This window comes from Streptosporangium subroseum (genome assembly GCF_900188345.1).
Taxonomy (GTDB): domain Bacteria; phylum Actinomycetota; class Actinomycetes; order Streptosporangiales; family Streptosporangiaceae; genus Streptosporangium; species Streptosporangium subroseum.
Genome location: NZ_FZOD01000008.1, coordinates 106,031 through 129,220, shown reverse-complemented (window position 1 = coordinate 129,220; position 23,190 = coordinate 106,031). Strand labels below are relative to the sequence as shown.

General features: G+C 69.8%; 22 protein-coding genes. 11 read left to right on the top strand and 11 right to left on the bottom strand.

Annotated features, from left to right (window positions below; translation table 11 throughout):
• Positions 1 to 21 precede the first annotated feature (21 nt).
• Positions 22 to 144: a hypothetical protein gene (locus CHC08_RS52375; protein ID WP_275937165.1), complete on the top strand. Its 123-nt coding sequence runs from the start codon at positions 22 to 24 to the stop codon at positions 142 to 144.
• A gap of 266 nt (positions 145 to 410) precedes the next feature.
• A complete protein-coding gene (locus CHC08_RS11005; protein ID WP_089207118.1) occupies positions 411 to 974 on the top strand; it encodes a dihydrofolate reductase family protein in 564 nt (187 codons plus the stop codon).
• A gap of 257 nt (positions 975 to 1,231) precedes the next feature.
• Here CHC08_RS11005 and CHC08_RS11000 read toward each other — a convergent pair whose 3' ends face one another.
• The 3 genes from CHC08_RS11000 to CHC08_RS10990 form a co-directional block, all read right to left on the bottom strand.
• Positions 1,232 to 1,816 carry a nucleosidase gene (locus CHC08_RS11000; RefSeq protein ID WP_089207117.1) on the bottom strand — a complete coding sequence of 195 codons (585 nt, stop codon included), beginning with the start codon at positions 1,814 to 1,816 and terminating at the stop codon, positions 1,232 to 1,234.
• Positions 1,817 to 2,044: 228 nt separating this feature from the next.
• Entirely contained in the window at positions 2,045 to 3,337 is a 1,293-nt protein-coding gene (locus tag CHC08_RS10995) for a glycosyltransferase family 4 protein (protein WP_245878258.1), read from the bottom strand.
• Positions 3,338 to 3,800: 463 nt separating this feature from the next.
• Complete coding sequence (locus tag CHC08_RS10990) at positions 3,801 to 4,637, bottom strand: class I SAM-dependent methyltransferase (RefSeq protein ID WP_245878257.1); 837 nt, start codon at positions 4,635 to 4,637, stop codon at positions 3,801 to 3,803.
• Positions 4,638 to 4,924: 287 nt separating this feature from the next.
• Between CHC08_RS10990 and CHC08_RS10985 the strand changes: the two genes are divergently transcribed.
• Complete coding sequence (locus CHC08_RS10985; protein WP_089207115.1) at positions 4,925 to 6,445, top strand: GMC family oxidoreductase; 1,521 nt, start codon at positions 4,925 to 4,927, stop codon at positions 6,443 to 6,445.
• A 212-nt stretch (positions 6,446 to 6,657) separates the two neighbouring features.
• Complete coding sequence (locus CHC08_RS10980; RefSeq protein ID WP_089207114.1) at positions 6,658 to 8,007, top strand: glycoside hydrolase family 6 protein; 1,350 nt, start codon at positions 6,658 to 6,660, stop codon at positions 8,005 to 8,007.
• Between the two features lie 171 nt (positions 8,008 to 8,178).
• Here CHC08_RS10980 and CHC08_RS10975 read toward each other — a convergent pair whose 3' ends face one another.
• The gene (locus CHC08_RS10975) at positions 8,179 to 8,691 is read right to left on the bottom strand and encodes a MarR family winged helix-turn-helix transcriptional regulator (RefSeq protein ID WP_089207113.1); all 513 of its coding nucleotides are present in this window, start codon (positions 8,689 to 8,691) and stop codon (positions 8,179 to 8,181) included.
• Between the two features lie 78 nt (positions 8,692 to 8,769).
• On the opposite strand from CHC08_RS10975, the gene CHC08_RS10970 reads away from it, so the two are divergent.
• Positions 8,770 to 9,192 carry a DoxX family protein gene (locus CHC08_RS10970; RefSeq protein WP_089207112.1) on the top strand — a complete coding sequence of 141 codons (423 nt, stop codon included), beginning with the start codon at positions 8,770 to 8,772 and terminating at the stop codon, positions 9,190 to 9,192.
• A 92-nt stretch (positions 9,193 to 9,284) separates the two neighbouring features.
• On the opposite strand, the gene CHC08_RS10965 is transcribed toward CHC08_RS10970, so the two are convergent.
• From CHC08_RS10965 to CHC08_RS10950, 4 genes are all read right to left on the bottom strand, one after another.
• Entirely contained in the window at positions 9,285 to 9,596 is a 312-nt protein-coding gene (locus CHC08_RS10965; protein ID WP_089207111.1) for a hypothetical protein, read from the bottom strand.
• 130 nt (positions 9,597 to 9,726) lie between these two features.
• The gene (locus tag CHC08_RS10960) at positions 9,727 to 11,451 is read right to left on the bottom strand and encodes a hypothetical protein (protein WP_089207110.1); all 1,725 of its coding nucleotides are present in this window, start codon (positions 11,449 to 11,451) and stop codon (positions 9,727 to 9,729) included.
• Positions 11,452 to 11,515: 64 nt separating this feature from the next.
• Positions 11,516 to 12,466, bottom strand: a complete 951-nt coding sequence (locus tag CHC08_RS10955; protein ID WP_089207109.1) for a carbohydrate kinase family protein — start codon at positions 12,464 to 12,466, stop codon at positions 11,516 to 11,518.
• A gap of 7 nt (positions 12,467 to 12,473) precedes the next feature.
• Positions 12,474 to 13,412 carry a pseudouridine-5'-phosphate glycosidase gene (locus CHC08_RS10950; protein ID WP_089207235.1) on the bottom strand — a complete coding sequence of 313 codons (939 nt, stop codon included), beginning with the start codon at positions 13,410 to 13,412 and terminating at the stop codon, positions 12,474 to 12,476.
• A gap of 375 nt (positions 13,413 to 13,787) precedes the next feature.
• On the opposite strand from CHC08_RS10950, the gene CHC08_RS10945 reads away from it, so the two are divergent.
• The 5 genes from CHC08_RS10945 (at position 13,788) to CHC08_RS10925 (ending at position 20,068) form a co-directional block, all read left to right on the top strand.
• Positions 13,788 to 14,699 (top strand): LysR family transcriptional regulator, encoded by a 912-nt coding sequence (locus tag CHC08_RS10945; protein WP_089207108.1) that lies wholly within the window; start codon positions 13,788 to 13,790, stop codon positions 14,697 to 14,699.
• A 298-nt stretch (positions 14,700 to 14,997) separates the two neighbouring features.
• Positions 14,998 to 16,512: a phytoene desaturase family protein gene (locus CHC08_RS10940; RefSeq protein ID WP_089207107.1), complete on the top strand. Its 1,515-nt coding sequence runs from the start codon at positions 14,998 to 15,000 to the stop codon at positions 16,510 to 16,512.
• A 445-nt stretch (positions 16,513 to 16,957) separates the two neighbouring features.
• A complete protein-coding gene (locus CHC08_RS10935; RefSeq protein ID WP_089207106.1) occupies positions 16,958 to 17,665 on the top strand; it encodes a response regulator transcription factor in 708 nt (235 codons plus the stop codon).
• Positions 17,662 to 19,185, top strand: coding sequence for a sensor histidine kinase (locus tag CHC08_RS10930; protein ID WP_089207105.1), 1,524 nt, complete (start codon positions 17,662 to 17,664; stop codon positions 19,183 to 19,185). Before CHC08_RS10935 ends, CHC08_RS10930 begins: the two co-directional genes overlap by 4 nt.
• A 226-nt stretch (positions 19,186 to 19,411) precedes the next feature.
• The gene (locus CHC08_RS10925; protein WP_089207104.1) at positions 19,412 to 20,068 is read left to right on the top strand and encodes a TetR/AcrR family transcriptional regulator; all 657 of its coding nucleotides are present in this window, start codon (positions 19,412 to 19,414) and stop codon (positions 20,066 to 20,068) included.
• A gap of 295 nt (positions 20,069 to 20,363) precedes the next feature.
• Here the strand turns inward: CHC08_RS10925 and CHC08_RS10915 are convergent, their stop codons facing one another.
• Positions 20,364 to 21,236 carry a helix-turn-helix domain-containing protein gene (locus CHC08_RS10915; RefSeq protein ID WP_089207102.1) on the bottom strand — a complete coding sequence of 291 codons (873 nt, stop codon included), beginning with the start codon at positions 21,234 to 21,236 and terminating at the stop codon, positions 20,364 to 20,366.
• Positions 21,237 to 21,387: 151 nt separating this feature from the next.
• On the bottom strand, positions 21,388 to 21,594 hold the full coding sequence (locus tag CHC08_RS10910) for a hypothetical protein (RefSeq protein WP_089207101.1): 207 nt from the start codon (positions 21,592 to 21,594) through the stop codon (positions 21,388 to 21,390).
• Between the two features lie 278 nt (positions 21,595 to 21,872).
• Between CHC08_RS10910 and CHC08_RS52895 the strand changes: the two genes are divergently transcribed.
• The gene (locus CHC08_RS52895; RefSeq protein WP_420823564.1) at positions 21,873 to 22,106 is read left to right on the top strand and encodes a winged helix-turn-helix transcriptional regulator; all 234 of its coding nucleotides are present in this window, start codon (positions 21,873 to 21,875) and stop codon (positions 22,104 to 22,106) included.
• Positions 22,107 to 22,363: 257 nt separating this feature from the next.
• Here CHC08_RS52895 and CHC08_RS10900 read toward each other — a convergent pair whose 3' ends face one another.
• On the bottom strand, positions 22,364 to 22,885 hold the full coding sequence (locus CHC08_RS10900) for a COG4315 family predicted lipoprotein (RefSeq protein WP_218825242.1): 522 nt from the start codon (positions 22,883 to 22,885) through the stop codon (positions 22,364 to 22,366).
• Positions 22,886 to 23,190 lie beyond the last annotated feature (305 nt).

Below are 23,190 nucleotides of genomic sequence, written 5' to 3'. Positions count from 1 at the left end.
ACGACAACGGACGATCCCAGCGTGAAGAGCGCGGTCTCCGACCATGTCGAGCCGGTACCGGGATCGCTTCGGGCTGACTTCATCGGCAAGTTCACCGCCGCGCACCAGGAGCACGAGCACTACGACAACGGTGCGACCGGCTGAGAGCCGTGCGTCGTTGTGACCAATGATCCTGATGGCGGTGGACTGCCGGCCGTTGGCCCGAACCCGGCGTCGCCCAACACATCGACCGGTGATCGATTCGTCGCTCCGGTAGCCGTTTGACCTGGGAAGACAAGCCGTGGCGTCCAGGTGGGCGACACCGACAAAAAAATTTGTCTTGACGTTTTGGATTGTCGGATGCCAGAGTGGGGGCATCGTAAAGAACGAGTGACACCAGAGATCGACACCGCACCGATTGGAAGCACCTCATGCGCAAGTTCAAGCTCCAGGTCCAGACCACCGTCGACGGTTACATGGCCGGCCCGAACGGCGAGATGGACTGGATGACGTTCCCGTGGACCGACGACATCAACGCCTACATCGGCGCGCTCATGAAGCCGGTCGACTGCATCGTGCTGGGCCGCAAGCTCGCCGAGGGGTTCATCCCGGCGTGGGCGGCCGGGCCCGAGGGCGAGGACAAGGAGTCCATCGACTGGATGAACAACACGCCCAAGGTCGTGATCTCCAACACCCTCACCGAGTCGCCCTGGGAGAACGCCGTCGTCGCCGGCGGCGACCTCGCCGAGACCGTGAACAAGCTCAAGGCCCAGCCGGGCGGGGACATCATCGCCTACGGAGGCGGCACGCTCGTATCAGACCTGATCGCCAAGGGCCTGCTCGACGAACTCCACCTGTTCGTCAACCCGACCGCGATCGGCGCCGGAATGCCGGTGTTCGCCAACATCGGAGCCCACCAGCGGCTCCGCCTCGTCGCTGCTCGGCCGTTCGACTGCGGGATCACCGCGATGCACTTCGAGCCGAAGCGCCCCTGAACACGGCCGCCGACCGCCTTGTGAACGAACGAGCGGGATGCCGGCACACCACCGTGGCCGCGCCGGAGCGAACGGACCTTCGACAGACCACGTGGTGCGCGGAGAGGACGCAGGGCGCTGATCTCATGCTTGGAGATCGGTGGGGTCCAGCGCAGGTCGTCGTCGGAGAGCCGCGTTTGCCGGGACTTCGAGCCGCGGATACGCGGGCCGGCGAGAAGGCCGATCCGGCCGTCCGCCGGCCGCGGCGGACGCGAAGGTCAGAGCTGATGGGTTACGTGCCGGGTGGCCCAGTCGGCCAGGACGCGGGCGCAGTCGGCCACCGACTCGCGCCAGCTTTTCACCGCGCCTTCGCCCGCGTCGTCGCTGACGTGCTTGACGATACGGATCGGGACACCGGCCTGGGCCGCGGCCGTCGCCAGGGCGTAGCCCTCCATGTCGACCAGGTGGGCCCGGACCGCGAGGAGCTCGCGCGCGGCCTCGTCCGCGACGAAGGCGTCTCCGGTCGCCAGGGTCGGGCCGTCGTCCGCGTTCAGCGTCAGTGCCGCTCCGTAGGTCTCGCCGGTGAGGGCGTACAGCAGGTCGGTGTCCAGGTCGTGCTGGATCACGGTGCTGACGACGTGGGTGCCCGTCCACCCCGGGCGCAGCGCTCCCGCGGTGCCCAGGTTGACGATGTGGGAGGGGCGGGGCCCACGGGCGAGCACGGTGGCCAGCGTGACCGCGGCGTTGACCTTGCCTATGCCGGTGAGCAGCACCGGGAGGCCGGTGTCAAGGAACTGTGCTTCTTCCTTGACCGCGAGGACGAGCAGCGGGCGGTCAGTGGTGATTTCCCCGATGAGTTCCATGGCCACACGGTAGGTCCTCGTTTCGGTTGATCTGAAATCGGGTGGACCGTCGTTGCCACGGCGTCGTCTGCCTCTGTCGCCTCCGAATCTCGTTCTGCATCGCGTGCTCACCCTGTCCTTCAACCAGCCGGTCCTGTCGAACCGGTCCTCATCAGCCCGCGGCTGTCACCTCGATCTCGACGAGCCAGTCGCTGACCGCCCTGTCCGGACTCGCTCTCGCCCCGATGGTCACCGGGACCTGGATCGGGTCCGGTGCCGTACGGTCTCGGTCAGCAGCGTGTCCCAGCGGGCGCCGATGGCCTGAAGGTCATAGGCCACGGCGGTGCTCTGCGCGGCGGCGCCGAGCTTGCGACGCAGATCCTGGTCGTCGATGAGCTCGCAGATCGTCTCGGCGAAGGCTTCGATGTTCTTCGGCTCGACCAGCCGGCCGTCGACGCCGTCGGTGATGATCTCCCCGGGCCCGGTGGGGCAGTCGAAGGCGACCGACGGCAGGCCCTTGCTCATCGCCTCGATCAGGGCCATCGGCATGCCTTCTGAGCGGGAGCTGAGCAGGAACATCGCGGCCTTGGACAGTTCCTCGCCGACCTGGTTGGTCCGGCCCATGAGGAAGGCGCGGTCCGTCAGTTCCAGCTCGTCGATCTGCGTCTTCAGCCGATCCAGCCACGGCCCGGATCCGTAGATGCGCAGCGTCCATTCCGGGCGCCGGTCGCAGACCAGGCGCCAGGCCGCCAGGAGCAGGTCGAAGCCCTTGACCCGCTCCAGCCGCCCCAGCGCGACGGCCGTGGTGCTCTCCAGGCAGGCGTCTCCCGTACCGAGGGGCGGCAGCGCGTTGGGGATGCAGGTCAGACGGACACCCGGCACCGCTCGGGCATAGTGATCCAGGTCGGCCCGGGTCAGGGTCACCAGCGCGTCCAGCCTGCCGTACCTGCGCAGGATGATTTTGCGGAGCGGGGGCTTGTGCGCGGCCAGATTGCGGTGTTCCTGGCCGATGGTGACGACCTCGGGCGGGGCGAAGGAGGCGGCGAACAGGTTGAGACTGGGCCGCGTGGTGATCAGCACTCCGCCGGTCAGCGAGCGCAGGTAACGCAGCAGCACGAGGTCGGTCCAGAGCGAGCAGCGCCGGTAGGTGGGCTCGGTCGAAGGCACGAGCACGCTCGGCAACCGTGACAGCAGCGCGCGCACCCTGCCCTTCCGCTCGGTACGGTCATCCAGGAACGAGACCGCGACGCCGGGGGGAACGGGAAAGAACGGGTGGCTCTGGGCGCGGATCAGGCTGACGATTTCCACGTCGTGGCTGTGCGCCAGATACCCGGCGAGGTTGAGCACGGTGCGGATGGTGCCGCCCATGCCGTAGGCGTGAAAGAGCAGGATCCGTACCTTTTCGGCACTCGGCGCGGGCGCACCGCGGGCCCGCCGTAGATCCACCAGTCTGAGCAACCGCAGCGCCGTCCAGCGCGCCCAGTTCGCCCCAGAGCCCAGCAGCCAGCCCCGCATCCGTCCGTACACGTCGGCCCGCCCCACCTGCCGCTGCTCACCTCGCTGCTCCTCGGCTTGAGTGCAGCGCCGCCCCACCCGCTCGCCGCCGGGTCAGCCGTCACGGCTCCGCCGGACGTTCGCCGGCCCGCAGCGTGCGGGCCGTCACCGCGTTCTTCCTGTCCTGGTCGAGCGTCTCGGCTCAGCGCGGACACCCATTCGCGCCGCTCCCGCTCATCGGTGATGAACCTGTCGTTCGCGCGTATCTCATGCTTTTGTCATACCCGCGAGGGACGGAGGCGATCGGCCGATGCCCGACTTCGCGCATTCAAGTTCGGATCTGCCTGCTATGCCGGACCAACTTCGGACCTCGCGGGCACCCGTGCTCAGCTGACGGGCGTGAGATCGGGTGCGCGCCGCGCCCGGGTGCGGCCCGGCGAGCTGTCGGGACGACGTTCGCAGGCCGAAATAATATTTTCCGGCCTGCCGGCTCGGATTCTCCGAAGAGTCCTTACTTCGTCGCGCGCAGGGAGTAGACCAGCGGCACCTGTGGTTGCCCGGCGGGGATGCGGTAGACGCCCTGCACGGTCTGGTGCAGGACGGAAAACTGGGGATAGAACGTGAAGGCGTGCTCGTGTAGGAACTCCAGGCGCAGGCCGGACGCGACCAGCGTGCTGACCACGTCACCGAGTCCGTGCTGCCATTGCACGCTGCGGTTGACCGTGGTCTGCGCGCTCTGGTCGGCGTAGCTGCCGGTCTCGTCGGTGACGGCGGCCTCGCGCAGGAAGTAGTCGCGCGTGACCGTGCGACCGTCCTTGCCCAGAACCTCCGCGATCGGGTGACGCTCGACGAGATAGAGGAAACCGCCGGGCGCAATCAGCGAGGCCACGGTCCGCGCCCACAGGCCGAGGTCCGGTAGCCAGCACAGCGCGCCGATCCCGGTGTAGAGGATGTCGAACGTCTCCTCCTCCAGAACCTGCGCGGCGTTGTAGACGTCGGCGGCCACGAAGCGGGCGCCGGCCACCCCGATCTCGGCGGCGAGCGTACGGGCCCTTTCGATGGCCGGTTCGGAGAAGTCCAGGCCGGTGACCCGGGCTCCACGCCGGGCCCAGGAGAGGGTGTCCAGCCCGATTCCGCACTGCAGGTGCAGCAGGGCCTTGCCCGTGACGTCGCCGACCTCTGCCGCCTCGAAGGGGCGCAGTGTGTCTCGACCTGCCTGGAAACCGGTGACGTCGAAGAGTTCGCTGGCGGCGTGCAGTGGTACGCGCTCGTCCCACCATGCGCGGTTGCTCTCCCGCCATCCGAGGCGAGCGGAGGAATGCTGTTGCCCAGGATCCGAAGTAGTCACGAGGGTAGGAGAATACCGTTTGCGCCGGGGCACGGGCCAGTGACTTTCGGCCTCCGGGGCACCGGCCACGTGATGGCGCGATTGATGGTCGTGAGGCGGAAAAGAGCGGCGATCGCGGTCGGCGGCGGACCTCTTCGCGACAGTGGGCATTTCTGACCGTGGCGAAAGCGGGCGAGTCGCATCGTGGACGCCGGGTGGTATCCGAGAGCGTGGGCTAAATTCTCCCTTATCGCCCTATTTATAATGAAAATTTCGATGTGTGCTGCACTGGGATAAGGGAGCCCGCCGTGGACGGTTATGACTACATCGTCGTGGGCGGGGGGACGGCCGGCTGCGTGGTGGCCGCGCGGTTGTCGGAGGACGCGGATGCGCGCGTCCTCCTGCTGGAGGCCGGCGCGCGGAAGCCGTTGGAGGCCCCGCCGCCCGACTGGCTGAGCCTGCAGGGGACGTCGGCGGACTGGGCCGGCACCTCGGTGGTGCAGGCCGCGACGGGGACGAGGATTCCCTGGCCGCGCGGGCGTGGCCTCGGCGGATCCTCGGCCATCAACGGCATGGCGTTCGTCCGCGGTCACCGTTCGAGTTACGACGCGTGGGCCGGAGCCGGCGCGGAGGGGTGGGGGTTCGACGACCTGCTCCCATACTTGCGGCGCAGCGAACACGCCGAGGGGCGCGACCCCGCGCTCCGGGGCGTCAGCGGCCCCCTGACGGTGACCCCGCCGTCATCGCCCCATCCGGTGTCGGAGGCCGCACTCGCCGCGGCGGCCGAGCTCGGCTACCCGGCGGCGGAGGACATCAACTCCGGTCTGGAGGAAGGCTTCGGCCTGGTGGACCGGAACATCGTCGATGGCAGGCGGCAGAGCGCCGCGGACGCCTATCTCCTTCCGGTCCTACACCGCCCCAACCTCACGGTGGTCACCGACGCGACGGCGCACCGGGTGCTGGTGGCGGCCGGACGCTGCACCGGCGTGGAGTACGGCGTGGGCGGCGAGGTGCTCACGGCGGAGTGCCGGGGAGAGGTCGTGCTGACCGCGGGCACGGTGGGATCCGCGCAGTTGCTGATGCAGTCGGGCATCGGTCCCCGGTCCCACCTGCGCGAGGTCGGCGTCGAGGTCCTCCTCGATCTTCCCGGGGTAGGGGCGAACCTGCAGGACCATCCCAGGTCCATGGTCGTCTACAGCCCGGCGCGGCCGATCCCGGCCACCGTGAGCGGCCACGGCGAAGTGATCGGCCTGATCCGCAGCGACCTCACGCTGGAGGCGCCGGATCTCCAGATCCAGGTCCTGGGGATTCCGTACTACGCGCCCTCGCTGCCGCCCAGCCTGCCCGTGCCCGGCCAGGGTTACTCGGTGGCCTTCTCGGCGATGGCCCCCCGCAGCCGCGGCTCGGTCCGGCTGGCCGCCGGCCGGCCGGGAACGGCCCCCCGCCTGGACCCGAACTACTACGGCGACCCCCGCGACCTCACGGTGATGGCCGCGGGGCTGCGCGTCGCCCGCGCGCTCGGGAGCACGGCCGCCCTGGGCGAATGGCGCGGCGAGGAGGTGCTGCCGGGCCCGCGGGTGAAGGACGGGGACGACGACGGCGTGCGCGCCTATCTGTACGGGAGCCTGCGGACCTACTCCCACCAGGTCGGAACGTGCCGGATCGGCGGTGACGACATGGCCGTCGTCGACACCGGCCTGCGCGTGCGCGGCGTCGACGGACTGCGGGTCGCCGACGCGTCCGTGATGCCCTCCATCGTGTCCGCCAACACCAACGCCACCGTCTACGCCATCGCCGAGCGCGCGGCCGCCCTCATCCGGGCGCGATGACCGGATCCACGCCCGGATGAGGGCGGCTCGGATGCCGTACACGGCGGTCGGTCTTGACTTTCTACTGTGTGATGAAACTTTCAGCGCCCGGTAACGGTATCCGCACAGCTCACAAGCGCGCGGGGTGAGCGTCCGATGGTCGGGACTGTGTGAGGGGCGGTCGCACCGCTACTGTGGGAGCGCTCCCATGCCCTCCACGAAGGAGCCGATCCATGCCAAGAAGGTCAGTTCTGGCCGCGTTCTGCGCGGCCCTGGTGGTCGCGTCCGGCGCTGCGGTCGCCGCCGCCTCCGGTGCGTTCGCGGCCGACTCAACGTTCTACGTCGATCCACAGACCAACGCGGCCAAATGGGTCGCGGCCAATCCGGGAGACTCCCGTGCCGCGGTCATCCGCGACCGGATCGCCGCAGTGCCACAGGCCCGCTGGTTCACCACCACCAACACCTCCGCCGTGCGCGCTCAGGTGTCGACGTTCGTCGGCGCGGCGGCGAGCGCGGGCAAGACTCCCATCCTGGTCGTCTACAACATTCCGAACCGGGACTGCAGCGGCGCGAGCACCGGTGGCGCGCCCAACCACACGGCCTACCGGCAATGGATCGACGAGGTCGCGGCCGGTCTCCAGGGACGTCCTGCGACGATCATCCTGGAGCCCGACGTGCTCCCGATCATGACCAGCTGCATGAACTCCTCCCAGCAGCAGGAGACCAACGCCTCCATGGCGTACGCCGGCAAGAAGCTCAAGGCGGGTTCGTCGACGGCCAAGGTCTACTTCGACATCGGGCACTCGGCATGGCTGTCGGCCTCCGAAGCCGCGACCCGTCTGAGGGCGGCGGACGTCGCGAACAGCGCGGACGGCATCTCCCTCAACGTCTCCAACTACCGGTCGAGCTCCACCGAGGTCGCGTACGCCAAGAACATCCTCGCCGCCACCGGCGTCTCCCGCCTGCGCGCGGTGATCGACACCAGTCGCAACGGCAACGGCCCGCAGGGCAGCGAGTGGTGTGACCCGGCGGGGCGGGCGATCGGCACGCCGAGCACGACCGAGACCGGCGACTCCATGATCGACGCGTTCCTCTGGATCAAGCTGCCGGGCGAGGCGGACGGCTGCATCGCGGCGGCCGGGCAGTTCGTGCCGCAGCGCGCCTACGACCTGGCCATGGCGGCTCCCTGGCAGCCCCCCACCACGCCGACCCCCACACCCACCGTGACCCCGACTCCTCCCGTCACGCCCACGCCGACTCCCACCGTGCCCGGCGGCAAGGCCTGCACCGCCACCTATAAGCTCACCGGCTCCTGGCAGGGCGGTTTCCAGGCCGAGGTGACCGTGAAGAGCACCGGGGGAGCGGCCGTCGCGGGCTGGACGGCAAGCTGGTCCTTCCCGAACGGCCAGACCATCACCCAGCTCTGGAACGGCACGCACACCCAGAGCGGCGCCGGCGTCTCGGTGAGGAACGCGTCCCACAACGGAAGCCTCTCCTCGGGCGCCTCCACGTCCTTCGGCTTCACCGGTAACTGGTCCGGGACCAACGGTGTGCCGTCCTCCGTGAGCTGCACCGCCACCTGACCCGGCGATGCGGCCATGATCCGGTACGGCTCGCGCGGTCATGCTCCCCCGCGCGGGCCGTACCGGATGTCTTGTATGCCCCGGACCGCTCCGCGGAAAGGTCGCGCCAGGGCCCGTGGCTGGGGAAAGAGGCCTGACGAATGATTTTCCGTACGTCGCGCCCGAGGCGGATCAGCCGCCCCAGGTGAGGGGCGAGGGCTCCGGCGAGGGTGTTCCGAGCCGTGGGCCGGCCGCCGAGGTCGTCGCCTCGGCGGCCTTCGTCATGATCCGGGTCATGGTCCGCAGCTCGTCGGGAGTGAGCCGGTCGATCAGGAAGGCGCGGACGACGGCCACGTGCCCCGGGGCGGTCCGCTCCAGGCAGCGCACGCCCTTCTCGGTGAGCACGGCGAGGACACCCCGGTCGTCGGAGGGGTGGGCGGTCCGCTCGACGAGACCCCGCTTTTCGAGCTGGCCGATCTGGTAGGTGAGCCCGCTTTTGGACACCACCACCTGACGCGCGAGCTCGGTCATCCGCAGCCGCCGCCCGGCGGAGGCCGAGAGCTTTGCCAGGATCTCGTACTGGGCATGGGTTAACCCGGAGGCTTTCAACTGCTCCTCGACGCGCCGCTCCAGCAGATGTGTCGCCGCGACGTACGACATCCAGGCGTCCATCTCCGTCTTGCTGAGCCATCTCGCGTCCGTCACCCATACATTCTATGACTTGTTCGAATTTGAACTATCTATGTTGTTCGGTTCGCATTCGAATGACAGGAAGGGATCAGCATGATTGACAAGGTGCGTCCCTATACCCTCCTATTGGCACGGATCGGCATCGGGATGATCTTCCTCTTCCATGGGATACAGAAGTTCACCACGGGGCTCTCCGGCGTGACGAAGTCCTTCGCGTCGTTTGGAGTGCCACTGCCCGGCTTGACCGCGCCGGGGGTGGCCGCCCTTGAGGTCGTCGGCGGAGTCGCCCTCATCCTGGGGGTCGCGCTGCCTGTCTTCGGCACCCTGCTGGTGCTGGACATGATCGGCGCGATCGTGTTCGTCCACGGGGCGAACGGCTTCACGGCGGAGGAGGGCGGCTTCGAGTTTGTCCTCGCCCTCGCGGCGGGCAGCCTGGCCGTCGGTTTCAGCGGCGGCGGAGCGTTCGCCGTCGACGGCATGCTGTCGCAGCGACGGCGGCACAGGGTCGTGGTGTAGGGAGGCGCGGTGCGGGGAGGCTGCGGGCGGCTCCCCGGCCGTCAGGGCCCTCCGGATGGACGGCGTGCCCTGTCGTCGACGAGTACGCCGCTTCAGCGAGAGAGCCGGACCGAGGTCTCCCTGACGATCTGGCTGAGAAGCGGTGCGACGTCCGGCCGACTGTCAAGCAGCTCGTCCAGGCAGACCCGCCAGGCCCCGGCCTCGGAGAACTCGGCAACCCCGGGGAACCTCGGGTCCGTCTCCGACTGCAGGCGGAGACGCGTCCGTGACAGCTTCAGCCGGTACGGAGCGCCGAGGTGCTGCTCGACCATGCCACTGAGCCACCAGTAGGCGTTCGCGTTGGCCGCGGAGACGAAGACCCGCGCGCCCTCCCACGCGATACGCCGAGGGTGAAGGACTGCCATGACCGCATGCTACGCCGGGCCTGACGCCTTGCCCATGGGCGTGAAACGTGGATATGCCGCGAACACGGACGCCGCCGGGGCCCGTCCACGGTGACGTACACCTGAACGCCCGGCCGGGCGTTCAGGCGCGTCAGCTGGGAAGCTGGGCGTCCAGGCGGTAGCCGTCCACGGTGACGTACACCTGGTCGCCCGGCCGGGCGTTCAGGCGCATCAGCACCGGCTGCAGGGAGTCGAAGACGGGATGGTCGCGCCAGACCAGGACCACCGCGTTGTCACCGGGGCCGGTCACCGACAGCAGCGTGCCGGGACGCATGCCGAGGCGGGTGGCGTACCCCTCGGGCACGGCCACCGGGCCGCCCCGCAGATGGTCGCTGGTCACCTCTATCCGCTGCCAGCGGCTCGGGTCGGTGGTCGGGTTGGTCGGCGGGTGGAGCGGTGCGCGACGGCTGGTGATCAGGTGCGGCCGGGTGTTGCCGCCGGACAGGGCCGAGAGTGCGGCCAGAGCGGCACGGGGGTCGATGGAGTCGGCGCTCACCTGCGGGATCGGCGCTCCGCCGCGGTGGCGGTGGCCGTTGACGCCCGGTGTGCGGCGCGGCAGCTGCTTGGTGGCCTCGGCGGCGGCCTCCTCCGACCAGTTGTCCGTCCGCGTGGCGCTCGCGGCGAGTGCGTCGAGCCAGGCCTGGGCGGAGTGGGCGCGGATGCCGAGCTGGTTCTCCATGAGCGCGACCGCGTCGGCGTCGATGGGTTTATTCGCCAGGAGTTGGCGGGTCCGGTCGCGCAGGCCGCCCAGGTCGCCCACGACGAGCCAGTCGTCCTGGAGCCGCCGGTCGGGCATGAGCGTGACCAGCACCCGCCAGAGCGGGGTGTGAAGCGTGGGGACCTCGATCGCGTGCGCGGGGTCGGCACCGATGAGCTGGTCCTTGGTGGCGGCGGCGCCCAGCCACTCGGTGAGCCCGAACATGTGGCCGGTGAGCGGGGCGGACTCCGAGGAGCGCAACCAGAGCAGTATGCGTTCTTCGGCGGCCCGCTGAGCCGCCGAGAGAGCGTCACGGTCGGCGTTCAGCTTGTGTGCGAGCGCGCGCAGGCTGATCGGGTCGACGGCGAAGAGCCGTTCTACGGCGACCGCGCGTTCCAGTGGGCTCCAGTCGCGGAACATGTTGTCCACCAGACGCACCAGCGGGTAGTCGCTGAGACGGACCGCGGGCTCGGGAGCCGGCTGCGGGGCCGGGGCCGGCGGAACCGGTGGCGCGGGAACGTGCACCGGGGGCTGCGTGACGGCCTGCGCGGGAACCTGCTCCGGGACCCGTACGGGGGCCTGGGGCGGCATCTGTGCGGGGGCCTGGGCGGGCATCTGCGCGGGAACCTGGGCCGGGATCTGCGCCGGGGCCTCCGCGGCGGCGAGCAGGGGCGGCGCCGCCTGCTCGGGGATCCCGGGAATCCGGCTCAGCACCTCGCGGAACATGGCGGTGATCACGACTTCGGGGGAGGCCGCCATCGACGGCCCGTTCAGGTCTCCGGCGGTCAGGCGGCGCAGCCGGGACCAGCCGCCCAGCCCGGAGATGGCCGAACGCGCGGCCTCGGGCCAGCCCGGCAGGGTCGGGTCGACCGTGTGCACGTGCAGCGCGGGCAGCACGTCACACAGTGGCAGATGGTCCCAGCGGGACAGCGAGAGCCGGGCCAGCCGGTCACAGACCCAGTCGAGACCGGCGATGCCGAGGGCCTTGGGCAGGGTGACCGAGGCCCACCAGCCCGCGGGCAGGCGGGAGTCGGCCAGGGCTTCGGCGATCTGCTGTGGACGGCTCCAGCGCAGGGCCGGAACCAGATCACTCAGGCAGATCGATGACTCGGCATCCATCGGCGGACCGCAACCTCCCCAAAGTGACGCATGTGGCTAATGGTGCAGCCTACGCCGCAAGCTATCAATTGGCGTTAAGAGGGTAAAGCTGGTTGGTGCTCAAATCAGACGGAAGGGTACGCGGGCGACCGCCTACCAGTGTTACCGCCTCCGCTCCGGCGCGGCGTCCGGCGTCCAGCGCGGCCTCGTCGTCGGCCCCCTTGAGCAGGGCCGTCAGCAGTCCGGCGGCGAACGCGTCTCCCGCACCAATGGAGTCAATCACCTCGGCGGCGACTCCGGGAACCCAGGCGGCCAACTTTCCGTTCCGGGCCATCAGCGCACCCCGGGAACCGAGCTTCACCGCCGCCGCGCCGTACCGGAGGCTCAGTTTCTCGGCCGCCCGCTCGGCGGAGGTCTCGCCGGTGAGCAGCAGGGCCTCGTCCCGGTTGGGGATGATCAGCTGGGAGGTCAGGGTCTCCTGGATGAACCGTTCAGGGCCGAACGAGCGCAGGAAGCCGGTCGAGGCGGGATCCACGCTGATCGAGATGCCGCGCCGGGCGGCCTGGGCCAGGGCCAGCCGGGAGAGCTGCAGGCCCGGTTCGGCGAACAGCGTGTATCCGGACAGGTGAAGATGGTCCACCCCGTCGAGCAGGCTCTCGTCCCAGTCGTCGACGCCGATGTGCCCGCCCGCACCCCGGTTGGTGAGCATGGACCGCTCTCCGGTCACGTCGACCATCGCGATCACCACGGCCGTCGGCCGGTCGGGGTCCACGCGCAGATGCGGCCGGACCCCGAAGCGCCGTAGCTCGGCGGCGTGCCACTCGCCGGTGTCGAAGCCGACCCGGGTCAGGATCCGCGCGTCGGCGCCCAGGTGGGCGGCCCAGGAGGCGGTGTTGGCCCCGGAGCCGCCGGGGCGCAGCACGATGTCGGCGGCGGTGTCCGTTCCGACGGCCAGGCCGGACAGGGCGGACCCTCCGTGAAGCGCGACGACATCGGTGACCACGTCGCCGATAACCAGCAAACCTGTTCCGGTCACGACTGCCTCAGTTTCCCCGGCTCCAGGAAACCGCGATCTGCCCGGCGACGCGGGCGTTGCCTCGTACGGCGGCCAGGTTCGCCTCGAGAGAGGCGCCGTCGGTGCCGCGCACCAGATACCCCAGAAGGAACGGGGTGATGGCCTGGCCGGTGACCTGCTCCCGCTCGGCCGCGTCGAGGGCTTCGGCGAGGACCCGGTCGTGCAGGGCGGGGTCGAGCTGATCCTCCAGCGGCACCGGGTTGGCCACGATCAGGGCGCTCTCCGGGCCGCCGAGCGCGTCCTGGGCTCGCATGATGCCCGCGGCCTCGGCCGGGGTCTCGATCCGCCAGTCGATCGGCTCGCCGGAGGTGTGCAGGTAGAAGCCGGGGAACTCGTCGGTGCGGAACCCCGCGATGGTGACACCCCGCGTCTCGAGCCGCTGGAGGGTGGCCGGGACGTCCAGGATGGACTTCACGCCCGCGCAGACGACGGTGATGCGGGTACGGCTCAGCATGTCGAGGTCGGCCGACTCGTCCTGGGTGTCGGCCCACTCGCGATGCACGCCGCCGAGACCGCCGGTGGCGAAGACCCGGATGCCCGCCCTGGCGGCCAGGAACGAGGTCGCCGAGACCGTGGTCGCCCCGCTGACCCTGAGCGCGGCGGCGGCGGGCAGGTCGCGGAAGCCGAGCTTGCGAAGGCCGGGCTCGCCGGCGACCCGCTTGAGCTCGTGCTTGTTCAGGCCGATGCGTGCCACGCCGTCCAGCACCGCGATCGTCGCCGGTACCGCCCCGGCCTTGCGGACGATCTCCTCCAGCTCCACCGCTACCTCGAGGTTGCGGGGCTGTGGGAGGCCGTGCGAGATGATCGTGGATTCGAGCGCCACGATCGGGGCGCCCTGCGCCAGTGCCTCGGCCACCTCGGGTGAAGGGCGGAGCGTGCTGCCGGCGGGCTGTTCGATGGTACGCATGAGCTGGTTCTGTCTCCTCATCAGAGGCCGGTTCCTGCCCCTTCTTGGAACGGTGCAAACGGCCCGGTCTCTCCTAAAAGGAGCACGTTACGGTGCTTGCCGGGAGACGTCTACTCAAAGATCAGCCAACGACGACAACATGGATCGGTGAGATCCCGCCGATGATGGCCGTGTCCCTCCCCGATCTCGCAGTGTTCGGCCGATGTTCGACCAATGTTCGACCGGTGTCCGGCCGCCGTACACGCCCGCCACGGTGACGTTCGGCCGCCGCGGGGGCGTCAGGCCCTCGGAGACGGGGAGAGGAACGGTCGTGACCGGCGTGCCGGCGCGGCCGGCCGGTAGGTGTCGGCTCCGTAAAGGTCATAGCCTGGGGCTATGAGTGAGCTGCCCGATCTCGAGTCCCTGCGCCTGCTCGTCGATGTGGACCGCCTGGGCAGCCTCGGCCAGGCGGCCCGGGCCGGGGGCATCGCCCAGCCGTCGGCGAGCAAGCGGATCTCGTTGCTGGAGCGCCGTCTCGGGCTGCCGTTGCTGGAGCGCACCCCGCGCGGTTCCACCCTCACCCCGCAGGGCGCGATGGTCTCGGCCTGGGCCACGCAGGTGCTGTCGGCGGCCGAGGAGCTGATGCGCGGCGTGGAGGCGGTACGGCACGGCCGGGCGGCCCATCTGCACATCGCGGCCAGTATGACCGTGGCCGAATACCTGCTGCCGCGCTGGCTGGGGGAGCTGCAGGGCCGGGAGTCCGCGGTCCAGGTCGGCCTGGACGTGCAGAACTCGGCCGAGGTGGCGAGACTCGTCGGCGGCGGGGTCGAGCTCGGATTCGTGGAGGGGCCCTCGGTGCCGTCCGGGCTGACCTCCCGCGTGGTCGCCACCGACCGCCTCGTCGTGGTGGTCGCGCCGGGCCACCCGTGGGCGCGGCGCCGGACCCCGCTGCTCGCCGCCGAGCTGGCCGCCACCCCGCTGGTCGTCCGCGAGCGCGGCTCCGGCACCCGCGAGACCCTGGACCTCGCGCTGGCCGGCCACGCCGTCGCCGCCCCCAGACTCGAACTCGGCTCCAACGCCGCGGTCAAGGGCGCCGCCCGCGAGGGCGCCGCGCCCGCCGTGCTCAGTGGCTACGCGGTGGAGACGGAGCTGGCCACCGGCCGCCTGGTCGAGGTGGCCACCCAGGGCATCGACCTCGAACGCCGGCTGCGCGCGGTCTGGCGCCGCGGCAGCACCCCCACCGGCCCCGCCGCGACCCTCCTGAAGATCACCCTCTCCGTGGCTCGCGAGCATCCGCGAGCCGGATGACCGGTGATCAGTGATCCGGGTGTCGGTAACCAGCGATCTTTGACCAGCGACCAGCGATCTGTGATCTGTGATCTGTGAGCGGCGATTCGTGCGCCGGTGACCTGTGACCGGTGCACCGATGACCTGTGGGCGGCGAGCCGTGAGCGACCGTAGACCGGTTTGTCGCCTTCGATATATGGTGCGTGACATGGTAGTGATTGAGGTGTCCAGCGTGCTCTGTCCTGAGCCGCACTGGCAGACCGGTCTCTGACCATCCGGAGTCCCCGCCCCGTCGCCCCTCATCTCACCGGGATGTCCCGTGCTCCGTTCTCGCTATGACGTCGTGATCGCCGGAGGCGGCCACAACGGCCTGGTCGCCGCCGCCTACCTTGCCCGAGCGGGCCGCCGGGTCCTCGTCCTGGAGCGTCTCGACCACGTCGGCGGTCTCGCCGTCTCGGCGCGGGCGTTCGCCGGGGTCGACGCCCGGATCTCGCGCTACTCCTACCTCGTCAGCCTCCTGCCCGCCAAGGTCGCGAAAGACCTCGGGCTCAACGTCACACTGCGCCGCCGCCGCTACGCGTCCTACACGCCCGTGGGGGACACGGGACTGCTGGTGGACAACGGCGACGCCACCCGGACCGCCTCCTCCTTCACCCGGGTCACCGGCGGCTCCGCCGACCTGGACGCGTGGCGTCGCCTCTACGCGATGACCGCCCACGTGGCGGAGCGGGTGGCGCCGACATTGCTGGAACCCCTCGTGGACCGCGAGGCGATGCGGGACCTCGTCGGCGACGAGGCCTGGCGGGAGTTGTTCGAACGGCCGATCGGCGAGGTCGTGGACGAGAGGTTCGCCGACGACACCGTGCGTGGAGTGGTGCTCACCGACGCGCTGATCGGCACCTTCGCCGATCCCTCCGACCCGAGCCTGCTCGCCAACCGGTGCTTCCTCTATCACGTGATCGGCGACGGGACCGGCGACTGGAACGTCCCGGTCGGCGGCATGGGCGCGGTCTCCGATGGTCTCGCGGACGCCGCCCGCGCGGCCGGAGCCGAGATCCTGACCGGCGCCGAGGTCCTCGCCGTCGATCCCTCCGGCGAGGTCGCCTTCCGCGACGCCGGCGGGGAACACGTGGTCCGGGGTGACCGGGTCCTGGCCAACGTGCCGCCCGCAGTACTCGCCCGTCTGCTGGGAGCCGACGAGCCCACGCCTGAAGGCGCCCAGCTCAAGATCAACATGGTGCTGTCGCGGCTGCCCCGGCTCAGGGACGCCGATGTCGACCCCGTGGCGGCGTTCAGCGGCACGTTCCACATCAACGAGGGCCGCGACCAGCTCGCCCGCGCCTACGCCGAGGCCGCCGCCGGGCGGATCCCGGAACTGCCCCCGGCCGAGGTCTACTGCCACTCGCTGACCGACCCCTCCATCCTCGGCCCCGGCCTGCGGGCCGCCGGAGCCCAGACGATGACCCTGTTCGGCCTGCACATGCCCGCCCGGCTGTTCCGCGAGGATCCGGCCGGAGCGCGTGAGGCCGCGCTCGGTGCCACGCTCGCCTCGATGAACCGGGTGCTCGCCGAACCGATCGAGGACTGCCTGCTGCGCGCCCCCGACGGAAGCCCCTGCCTGGAGGCGAGGACCCCGGTCGACCTGGAGAACGAGGCGGGCCTGCCCGGCGGCCACATCTTCCACCGCGATCTGTCCTGGCCGTACGGCGAGCGGGGGCGGTGGGGCGTGGAGACCGAGTTCGAGCGCATCCTGCTCTGCGGCGCGGGCGCCCGGCGCGGCGGCGGGGTCAGCGGCATCCCCGGCCACAACGCGGCCATGGCACTCCTGGCCTGAGACCGGTGTTGTGGTGATGGGTCGGCACCGTGCTGGTCTGCCTGCACTGACTCCGGAAACGGAGAACGCTGCCGCAGCGACGCGGCAGCTCCTCGACCCTCACCGAGCAACACAGAACGGCATTCATCGGACTCTCATGTTGACGTCCTCCCCGGTTTTGAAAACCGGGGATTCCAGCACCCGGCCTTCCAGCCGGGTCTGTCGGTTCGCGGTTCACCGGCCGGGCAACCCCGAAGCCTCCCCGCGCGGACACGGCACGCCCCGCCGCGCTCAAACACACACGTCCCACGTGACTGACAAGCACATCCCGCTTGGCTATCGCGGAACATCCCAGCCCTACCGAGCCCGACCTGCACACCAAGAGAAAACCCAAGAAGAGCTTCCTCTCCGCCCGAAGGACGGGGCATTTGACCTAGATGTCCGGTGAGCGTCTAGCGTTGGGGCCATGGGTGACGGTGAGGCCGCGCGGGTGCTGGTCGTGGACGACGAGCCCGCGCTCAGGGAGGCGTTGCAGAGCAGCCTGGAGTTCGAGGGATACCGGGTCGGCCTGGCCTCGGACGGGCAGGCCGCGCTGGAGACGCTGGAGCGGGAGCCGTACGACCTGGTGCTGCTCGACGTGATGATGCCGCGGCTGGACGGGCTGACCGCCTGCCGCAGGCTCAGGGCGGTGCGCAACCACGTGCCGGTGCTCATGCTCACCGCCCGGGACGCCGTGGGCGACCGGGTCTCCGGATTGGACGCCGGGGCCGACGACTATCTGGTCAAACCGTTCGAGCTGGACGAGCTGCTGGCCCGGGTCAGGGCACTGCTGCGGCGCGGCGCGCTGAGCGCGCCCGCGGCGGAGGACGACGGCGTGCTGGCCTACGGCGACCTGCGGATGGACACCTTCAGCCGCGAGGTCACCCGGGCGGGCGAGCCGCTCGAACTGACCCGGACCGAGTATCTCCTGCTGGAACTGCTCATGGTCCATCCCCGCCAGGTGCTCACCCGCGAGCAGATCCTCAGCGAGGTGTGGGGCTTCGACTTCGAGCCGTCCTCCAACTCCCTCGACGTCTACGTCATGTATCTGCGCCGCAAGACCGAGACCGCGGGACGCCCCCGGCTGATCCACACCGTCCGGGGTGTCGGCTACGTGCTGCGGCTCTCACCGTGAACGGCCGCCGCTCCCTGCGCTCGCGGCTCACCCTGCTGGTCGCGACGGCGGTCGCGGTGGCGATCGCGGTGTGCGCGGCGGTCTGCTGGTTCATTGTCAGGAGCGAGCTGCTCGACCAGATGGACCGTTCGCTGCACGGGCCGAAGGGACCGCAGGGCATCGAGTGGATCCAGCAGTACTGCGACAGGGGCTTTCCCACCCGGCCGCTGCCGTTCCGTTTCCAGCCCCTCCAGGCGATCGACGCGCAAGGAGGAAGGTGCGTCGTCGGCGCCCCCGGCGTCAAGGTCACCCCGGCCGACCGCGACCTGGCCGCGGGGCCCGCGGGGCAGGAGGCGATCAGGAACGGCACCACGGAGGAGGGGGCGGAGGTGCGCGTGCTGACCAGGAGCGTCGGGTCCGGCCTCGCGGTGATGGAGTCCCGGACGCTGACCGAGTTCCAGTCCACCCTCACCACGCTCGCCTGGATCCTCGCCGGGGTCGCCGCGCTCGGTGTGCTCGGCGCGACCTCGGCGGGGCTGTTCGTCTCCCGTACGGCGCTGCGCCCGGTCGGCCGTCTGGCCGAGGCCGTCGAGCACGTCGCCAGGACCGAGGACCTCGACACCAGGCTTCCGGTCGAGGGCACCGACGAGATCGCCAGGCTGGGCACCTCGTTCAACGCGATGACCACCGCGCTGGCCGGATCCCGCGAGCGCCAGCGGCGGCTGATCGCCGACGCCGGGCACGAGCTGCGCACCCCGCTCACCAGTCTGCGCACCAACATCGATCTGTTGCTGCGCAGCGAGAACGCGGGCCGCCCGCTGGACCCGGGCCCCAAACGCAGGCTGCTGAACAGCCTCAAGGCCCAGTTCGAGGAGATGTCCACGCTGGTCGGGGACCTGCTGCAGCTCTCGCGCTCCGAGGACGAGCACGAGCCGTACGTCGAGGTCGCCTTCCACGACGTGGTCGAGGCCGCCGTGCGCCGGGCCCGGCTCCGGGCCCCCGACACCTCGATAGAGGTCGAGCTACGCCCCTGGTATGTCCACGGTGACCAGGCCGCCCTGGAGCGGGCCGTGGTGAACCTGCTGGACAACGCGGTGAAGTTCTCGGAGAGCGGCACGACGTCCGAACCGGTGAACGGCTCGGGGAGCGGTGGGACACCCGGCTCGACGGACGGTTCGCAAAGCGGCGGGGCGCCCGGCTCGACGGACGGTTCGCGGAGCATCGTGGGGCCCGGCTCGGGGAGCGGTCCGGCGACGGGCCTGGGGGGTGGCTCGGCGACGGGGCCGGTGACCGTACGGCTCCACGATGGCGAGCTGGCCGTCAGGGACCACGGCCCGGGCATCCCGGAGGACGAGCTGCCGTACGTGTTCGACAGGTTCTGGCGGTCGTCCTCGGCGCGCAGCATGCCAGGCTCCGGCCTGGGGCTGGCCATCGTGGCGCAGGCCGTACGGGACGCCGGGGGAGAGATCACCCTGGAGAACGCCGCGGGCCGCGGAACGCGCGCCCGGGTGCGCCTGCCCGGCTCTTCCGTCCGAGGGTGAGAGCCCGACGGCTCGATCCGCCATGGCCCGCCGCTCACGTCGGCCACGCCACTCACGCCGTCCATGTCGGTCACGTCGTCCATGCCGGCCGCGGAGGTTATGGGGGTCGATGAGCCACCCGGAGCCGGGGTGTTCGCCGCCTCGGAGCACGGGGGCTCCGGCGACCGGCTGCCCTGCAACCGCGGCTGAGCCGCCGCATCGGGAACCGCGACTGTAGTCTTGCGCCGTGCACAGCGGAGGAGGGGCGCGCAGCAGCCGCGCAGACCAGGCCGATCAGCGTCGAGCGGAGCTGCTCGACGCCACCCGAAGGGTCGTGCTCGAGCGGGGGCTGGCCAGCACGCGCGTCGCCGACATCGCCAAGGCGACCAATGTGAGCGGCGGGCTGATCCACTATCACTTCGCCACAAAAGACGATCTCATCACCGAGATGCTTCGCAGCACCAGCGACTCGGAGATCCAGCGGCTGAGGGAGATCGTCGCGGAGCCGGGCACCGCCGTGGAGCGGCTGGACCGCGTCCTGCTCTTCTACATCCCGGCCTCCCGCTCCGACCAGAGCTGGATCCTCTGGCTCGACGCCTGGGCGGTCGGGGTGCGCGAGCCGCACGTCCGGACCATCCTGCTGGAGCTGGAAGGCGCCTGGATCGAGATCCTCGGCGAGGTGATCACGGAGGGTGTGGCCACGGGCGAGTTCGTCTGCGACGACCCTCAGGGGTCGGCCGAGCGGATCGACGGCATGCTCGACGGCCTGGTGGTCCGTTACACCCTGCACGCGGGAAACATGTCCCGGACCCGCCTTCTGCACCACGCCCGGGTCGCCGCCGCCCGCGAGGTCGGACTGGACCCCGCGGTTTTCTCCGCCGGATCCCCCGTGTCAGGCCGGTAACGCCGCCAGCAGGAAGGCCAGCCGTGCGGCGGCCTCCTCGATGTAGTCGGTGGTGCCGAGCCGATAGCCCCACGAGGTGATGAAGCCACCGTCCGGGGAGCATGTCACGGTCTCTACCAGTGTGTTGCTGAAGCGATTGCGGACGCAGACGTAAGCAGGATCTCCGAATGAAATCCTCTGCACCGACAAGTCCGCATGCAACCGAGTCGCAATGGCGAACCTCTCCAGACAAGACAGCGTGTCCAGCATCGTGCGTCACCTCCGTCTCGACAGAGAATTGCACGATCTTGGGGGATTAATCAAGCAATTGCGGCTTTTTGCCTGCCGATTGTCTGGCGAAGTCCTCCAGCACTCTCACGATCACCGATCTGGCCTCGTCCCGGAAGACCGCGGCCTCGGAGAGTTCCTCGAAGGCCCGCATGTAGAAGGCGATGTCGTCCGGGTCGCGGAGGATCAGGTCCCTGGTCCTGGTCGGCACCGCCACGTGGTCCTCGTCGTAGATCCAGAAGCCGTTGAGCAGCGCGGATGGGAGGGGCGCCTCGAAGGGGATCACACCGAACTCCACGTTGGGGAGCGCGGTCACGGCCAGCAGCCTGTCGAGCTGCCCGCGCATCACGTCAAGCGGGGCCAGCCGGTAGCGCAATGTGGCCTCGGGCAGGACGAACCTGAACTTCTTGTTCTGGTCGTAGAGGATCTCCTGGCGCTGCATGCGCACCCTGATGGCCGCGTCGATCTCGTCGGGTGCGTTGTAGAGGCGCTTGATCCGGGTGAAGATGCTCCTGGCGTACTCGGTGGTCTGCAACAGGCCGATGACCACGCCCGGCTCGAAGACCCGCAGCAGCGTGGTCCGGGCCTCCATCTCCCGGATGTCCTCCTGGAGCGCGGCCAGGCCGCTGCGATGCCGCTGTCGCCAGGAGTCCTGGCGCTCCAGCAGCGCTGAGGCCTGCTCGACGAGCTCCTCGATGGCCTCCGGGGTGGCCTGCACCGCTCGCCCCCACAGGACGATGTCGTCCTCGGTGGGGGTCTGGCGGGCGTTCTCCAGTCTGGAGATCTTGGAAGCCTGCCACCGGAGCCGTTCGGCCAGATCCTTGCCCGATAGGCGGGCCGACTCGCGCAATTGCCGAAGCTGCGCGCCCAGGTCGGCCCTGGCCTGCTGGAACTCACTCACACGATCTCCTCAGCCGGTCGTGTGGGCGAGGCGCCGCAGTCTCTGCCGACCTGGTCGTTCCGCGTATTCACGTCATCTCCCGCATGGTGCGCACGACGCTAGACCCGAGCGGTGGATCATGCCATAGACGGCTCCCAATCGTGACCAATATTTACAGAAGCACCCTGCGGGCGATGTCTACGAGAAGCTCGCGGGGGACCTCGATGATGGTCTCGCCGTCCAGGACGTCGCGCAGATCAGCCAGGGCTTCCGGGTCGGTCACCTGCATGCCCTGGACGACGATGGTGCCGCGATCGGTTTCGTAGAGAGAGGGGCAGGCGCCCGCCTCCGAGGTGGAGCCAAGAAACCGCAGTCGCATGGCTGATTCCTTCCCGAGCCAGTCCTATGGAGCAATTGCGTGCAATCGTAGAGTTTGAAAGGTTGCATGAACGTTTCAATCATGAAATTGCGGGCGTTCCGCTCCGGGAGTGCGGCCAACGGCTCCACGTATGCGGCCAGTGGCACGAACTGAGCGATGAGCCGTCGCGCCCCTCCGGGCGCCGACCCCGCTGATCGCTCCCGGCCCCGGCCCCGCTCCGGCGAGATCTCCGGGTCCATGGCCTGTACGGTCAGCCGCAGGCGGCGTCGACCACGAGGTTGCCGAGCATCCGGCAGCTCGCCCGAGATCTCGGCCTGGCGTCCGGGAGGGTCGCGCGGGCCTACCGAGAGCTGGAGAGCGCCGGATACCTACGAGGCAGAGTGGGACAGGGCACCGTCGTGCGGGGGATTCCCGAGCTGGCCGAGAGAGAGCGTGGCGAGCGGCTCGAGGAAGCGGCGCGGGCCTACGCGACGGCCTGCGTGAGCTCGGCGTCGACCTCGAGACAGCCCTGACCGCTGCCCGGCACCAGATCGCGGGTTAGGCGTGGCCGGGGTTTCGGACCCGGGGGTACGGCGTGGCAGGCCGGTCGGCCTGCCACGCTTCCGACCGATGCGGTGGCTAGGCCTTCAGGATGAGCGCGATCTCCTCGATCCCGTCGGCTGCCAGTGGCTGGGTCTCCTGCGGTCACGAGAACGGCGACGGCCGCCGCCCCGAACGGGTGCGGCGGCCGTCGCGATCCTCGGATGAGACGCCCTGGAACGGGACGGTCCTAGCCGTGCACCTTCTCGCCGTTCGTGTTCACCGCGTACCACTCGGCGCCGAATGCCTCGACGTCCTGGCCCGTGGTGTCGCCCGGCTTCTGGTCCTTGATGTAGTAGTAGAGCGGATGACCGTTGTAGGTCACCTGGGTCTCGCCGTCGTCACGCTTGGTGGTGCCGAGCAGGTTCTCCTTGATGCCGTTACCGGCTCTGGGCTTCTCAGACATGACAAGCGGCGGCCACGCCTGAGCGCAGGGGCCCGAACACGCTGACTTCCCGTTCTTGTCCTTCTCGAAGAGGTAGAGCGTGCGGCCCTTCTCACCTACCAGAACTTTTCCGATCTTCGTTTCCGCCAGGTCGACCATGGCGCCAGCCGCCGCCGGCGTCGCGGACGCGGATACGGATGCGGATGCGGATGCGGTCGGTGTTGCTTTGACCCCGTCCGCCGCGATCGGTTCGGTCGCGTCCTTCTCTTCAGTGCCGCCGCATCCGGTGGCGAACAGGCCAACCGCGAGCGCGCCGACAAATAGCAACTTCCTCATCCCCGACCTCCAAGGAAGTAAGGCCAATACGGGTACCCAGGAAACACCTGTGCCACGCCGGTCAGTGGCCGCGACACGACCCCTTCGGTAAGTCTTTGCCTCCTTGACCTGCGGTCTTCGGCCTTGCCGACGCCTGCCGGCGATGGAGATCCATCCGGAATGATGATCATCCAGTCGGGAAGTCGGGAAGGAGTCGGCGGGGATGGTTGTCGGAGTGGCCGGCAGGCGGGTCGGGTGGGTACGGGGGGCGTGGTGGCGATCAGCCGTTCACGCCTGAGGATGCGCTCCCCGTGGGG

Bases quoted from the DNA above. Each gene is read 5' to 3' on its own strand.
- CHC08_RS11005 (WP_089207118.1), top strand. From the start codon at position 411: ATGCGCAAGTTCAAGCTCCAGGTCCAGACCACCGTCGACGGTTACATG.
- CHC08_RS11000 (WP_089207117.1), bottom strand. From the start codon at position 1,816: ATGGAACTCATCGGGGAAATCACCACTGACCGCCCGCTGCTCGTCCTC.
- CHC08_RS10980 (WP_089207114.1), top strand. From the start codon at position 6,658: ATGCCAAGAAGGTCAGTTCTGGCCGCGTTCTGCGCGGCCCTGGTGGTC.
- CHC08_RS10970 (WP_089207112.1), top strand. From the start codon at position 8,770: ATGATTGACAAGGTGCGTCCCTATACCCTCCTATTGGCACGGATCGGC.
- CHC08_RS10965 (WP_089207111.1), bottom strand. From the start codon at position 9,596: ATGGCAGTCCTTCACCCTCGGCGTATCGCGTGGGAGGGCGCGCGGGTC.
- CHC08_RS10960 (WP_089207110.1), bottom strand. From the start codon at position 11,451: ATGGATGCCGAGTCATCGATCTGCCTGAGTGATCTGGTTCCGGCCCTG.
- CHC08_RS10950 (WP_089207235.1), bottom strand. From the start codon at position 13,412: ATGCGTACCATCGAACAGCCCGCCGGCAGCACGCTCCGCCCTTCACCC.
- CHC08_RS10945 (WP_089207108.1), top strand. From the start codon at position 13,788: ATGAGTGAGCTGCCCGATCTCGAGTCCCTGCGCCTGCTCGTCGATGTG.
- CHC08_RS10935 (WP_089207106.1), top strand. From the start codon at position 16,958: ATGGGTGACGGTGAGGCCGCGCGGGTGCTGGTCGTGGACGACGAGCCC.
- CHC08_RS10910 (WP_089207101.1), bottom strand. From the start codon at position 21,594: ATGCGACTGCGGTTTCTTGGCTCCACCTCGGAGGCGGGCGCCTGCCCC.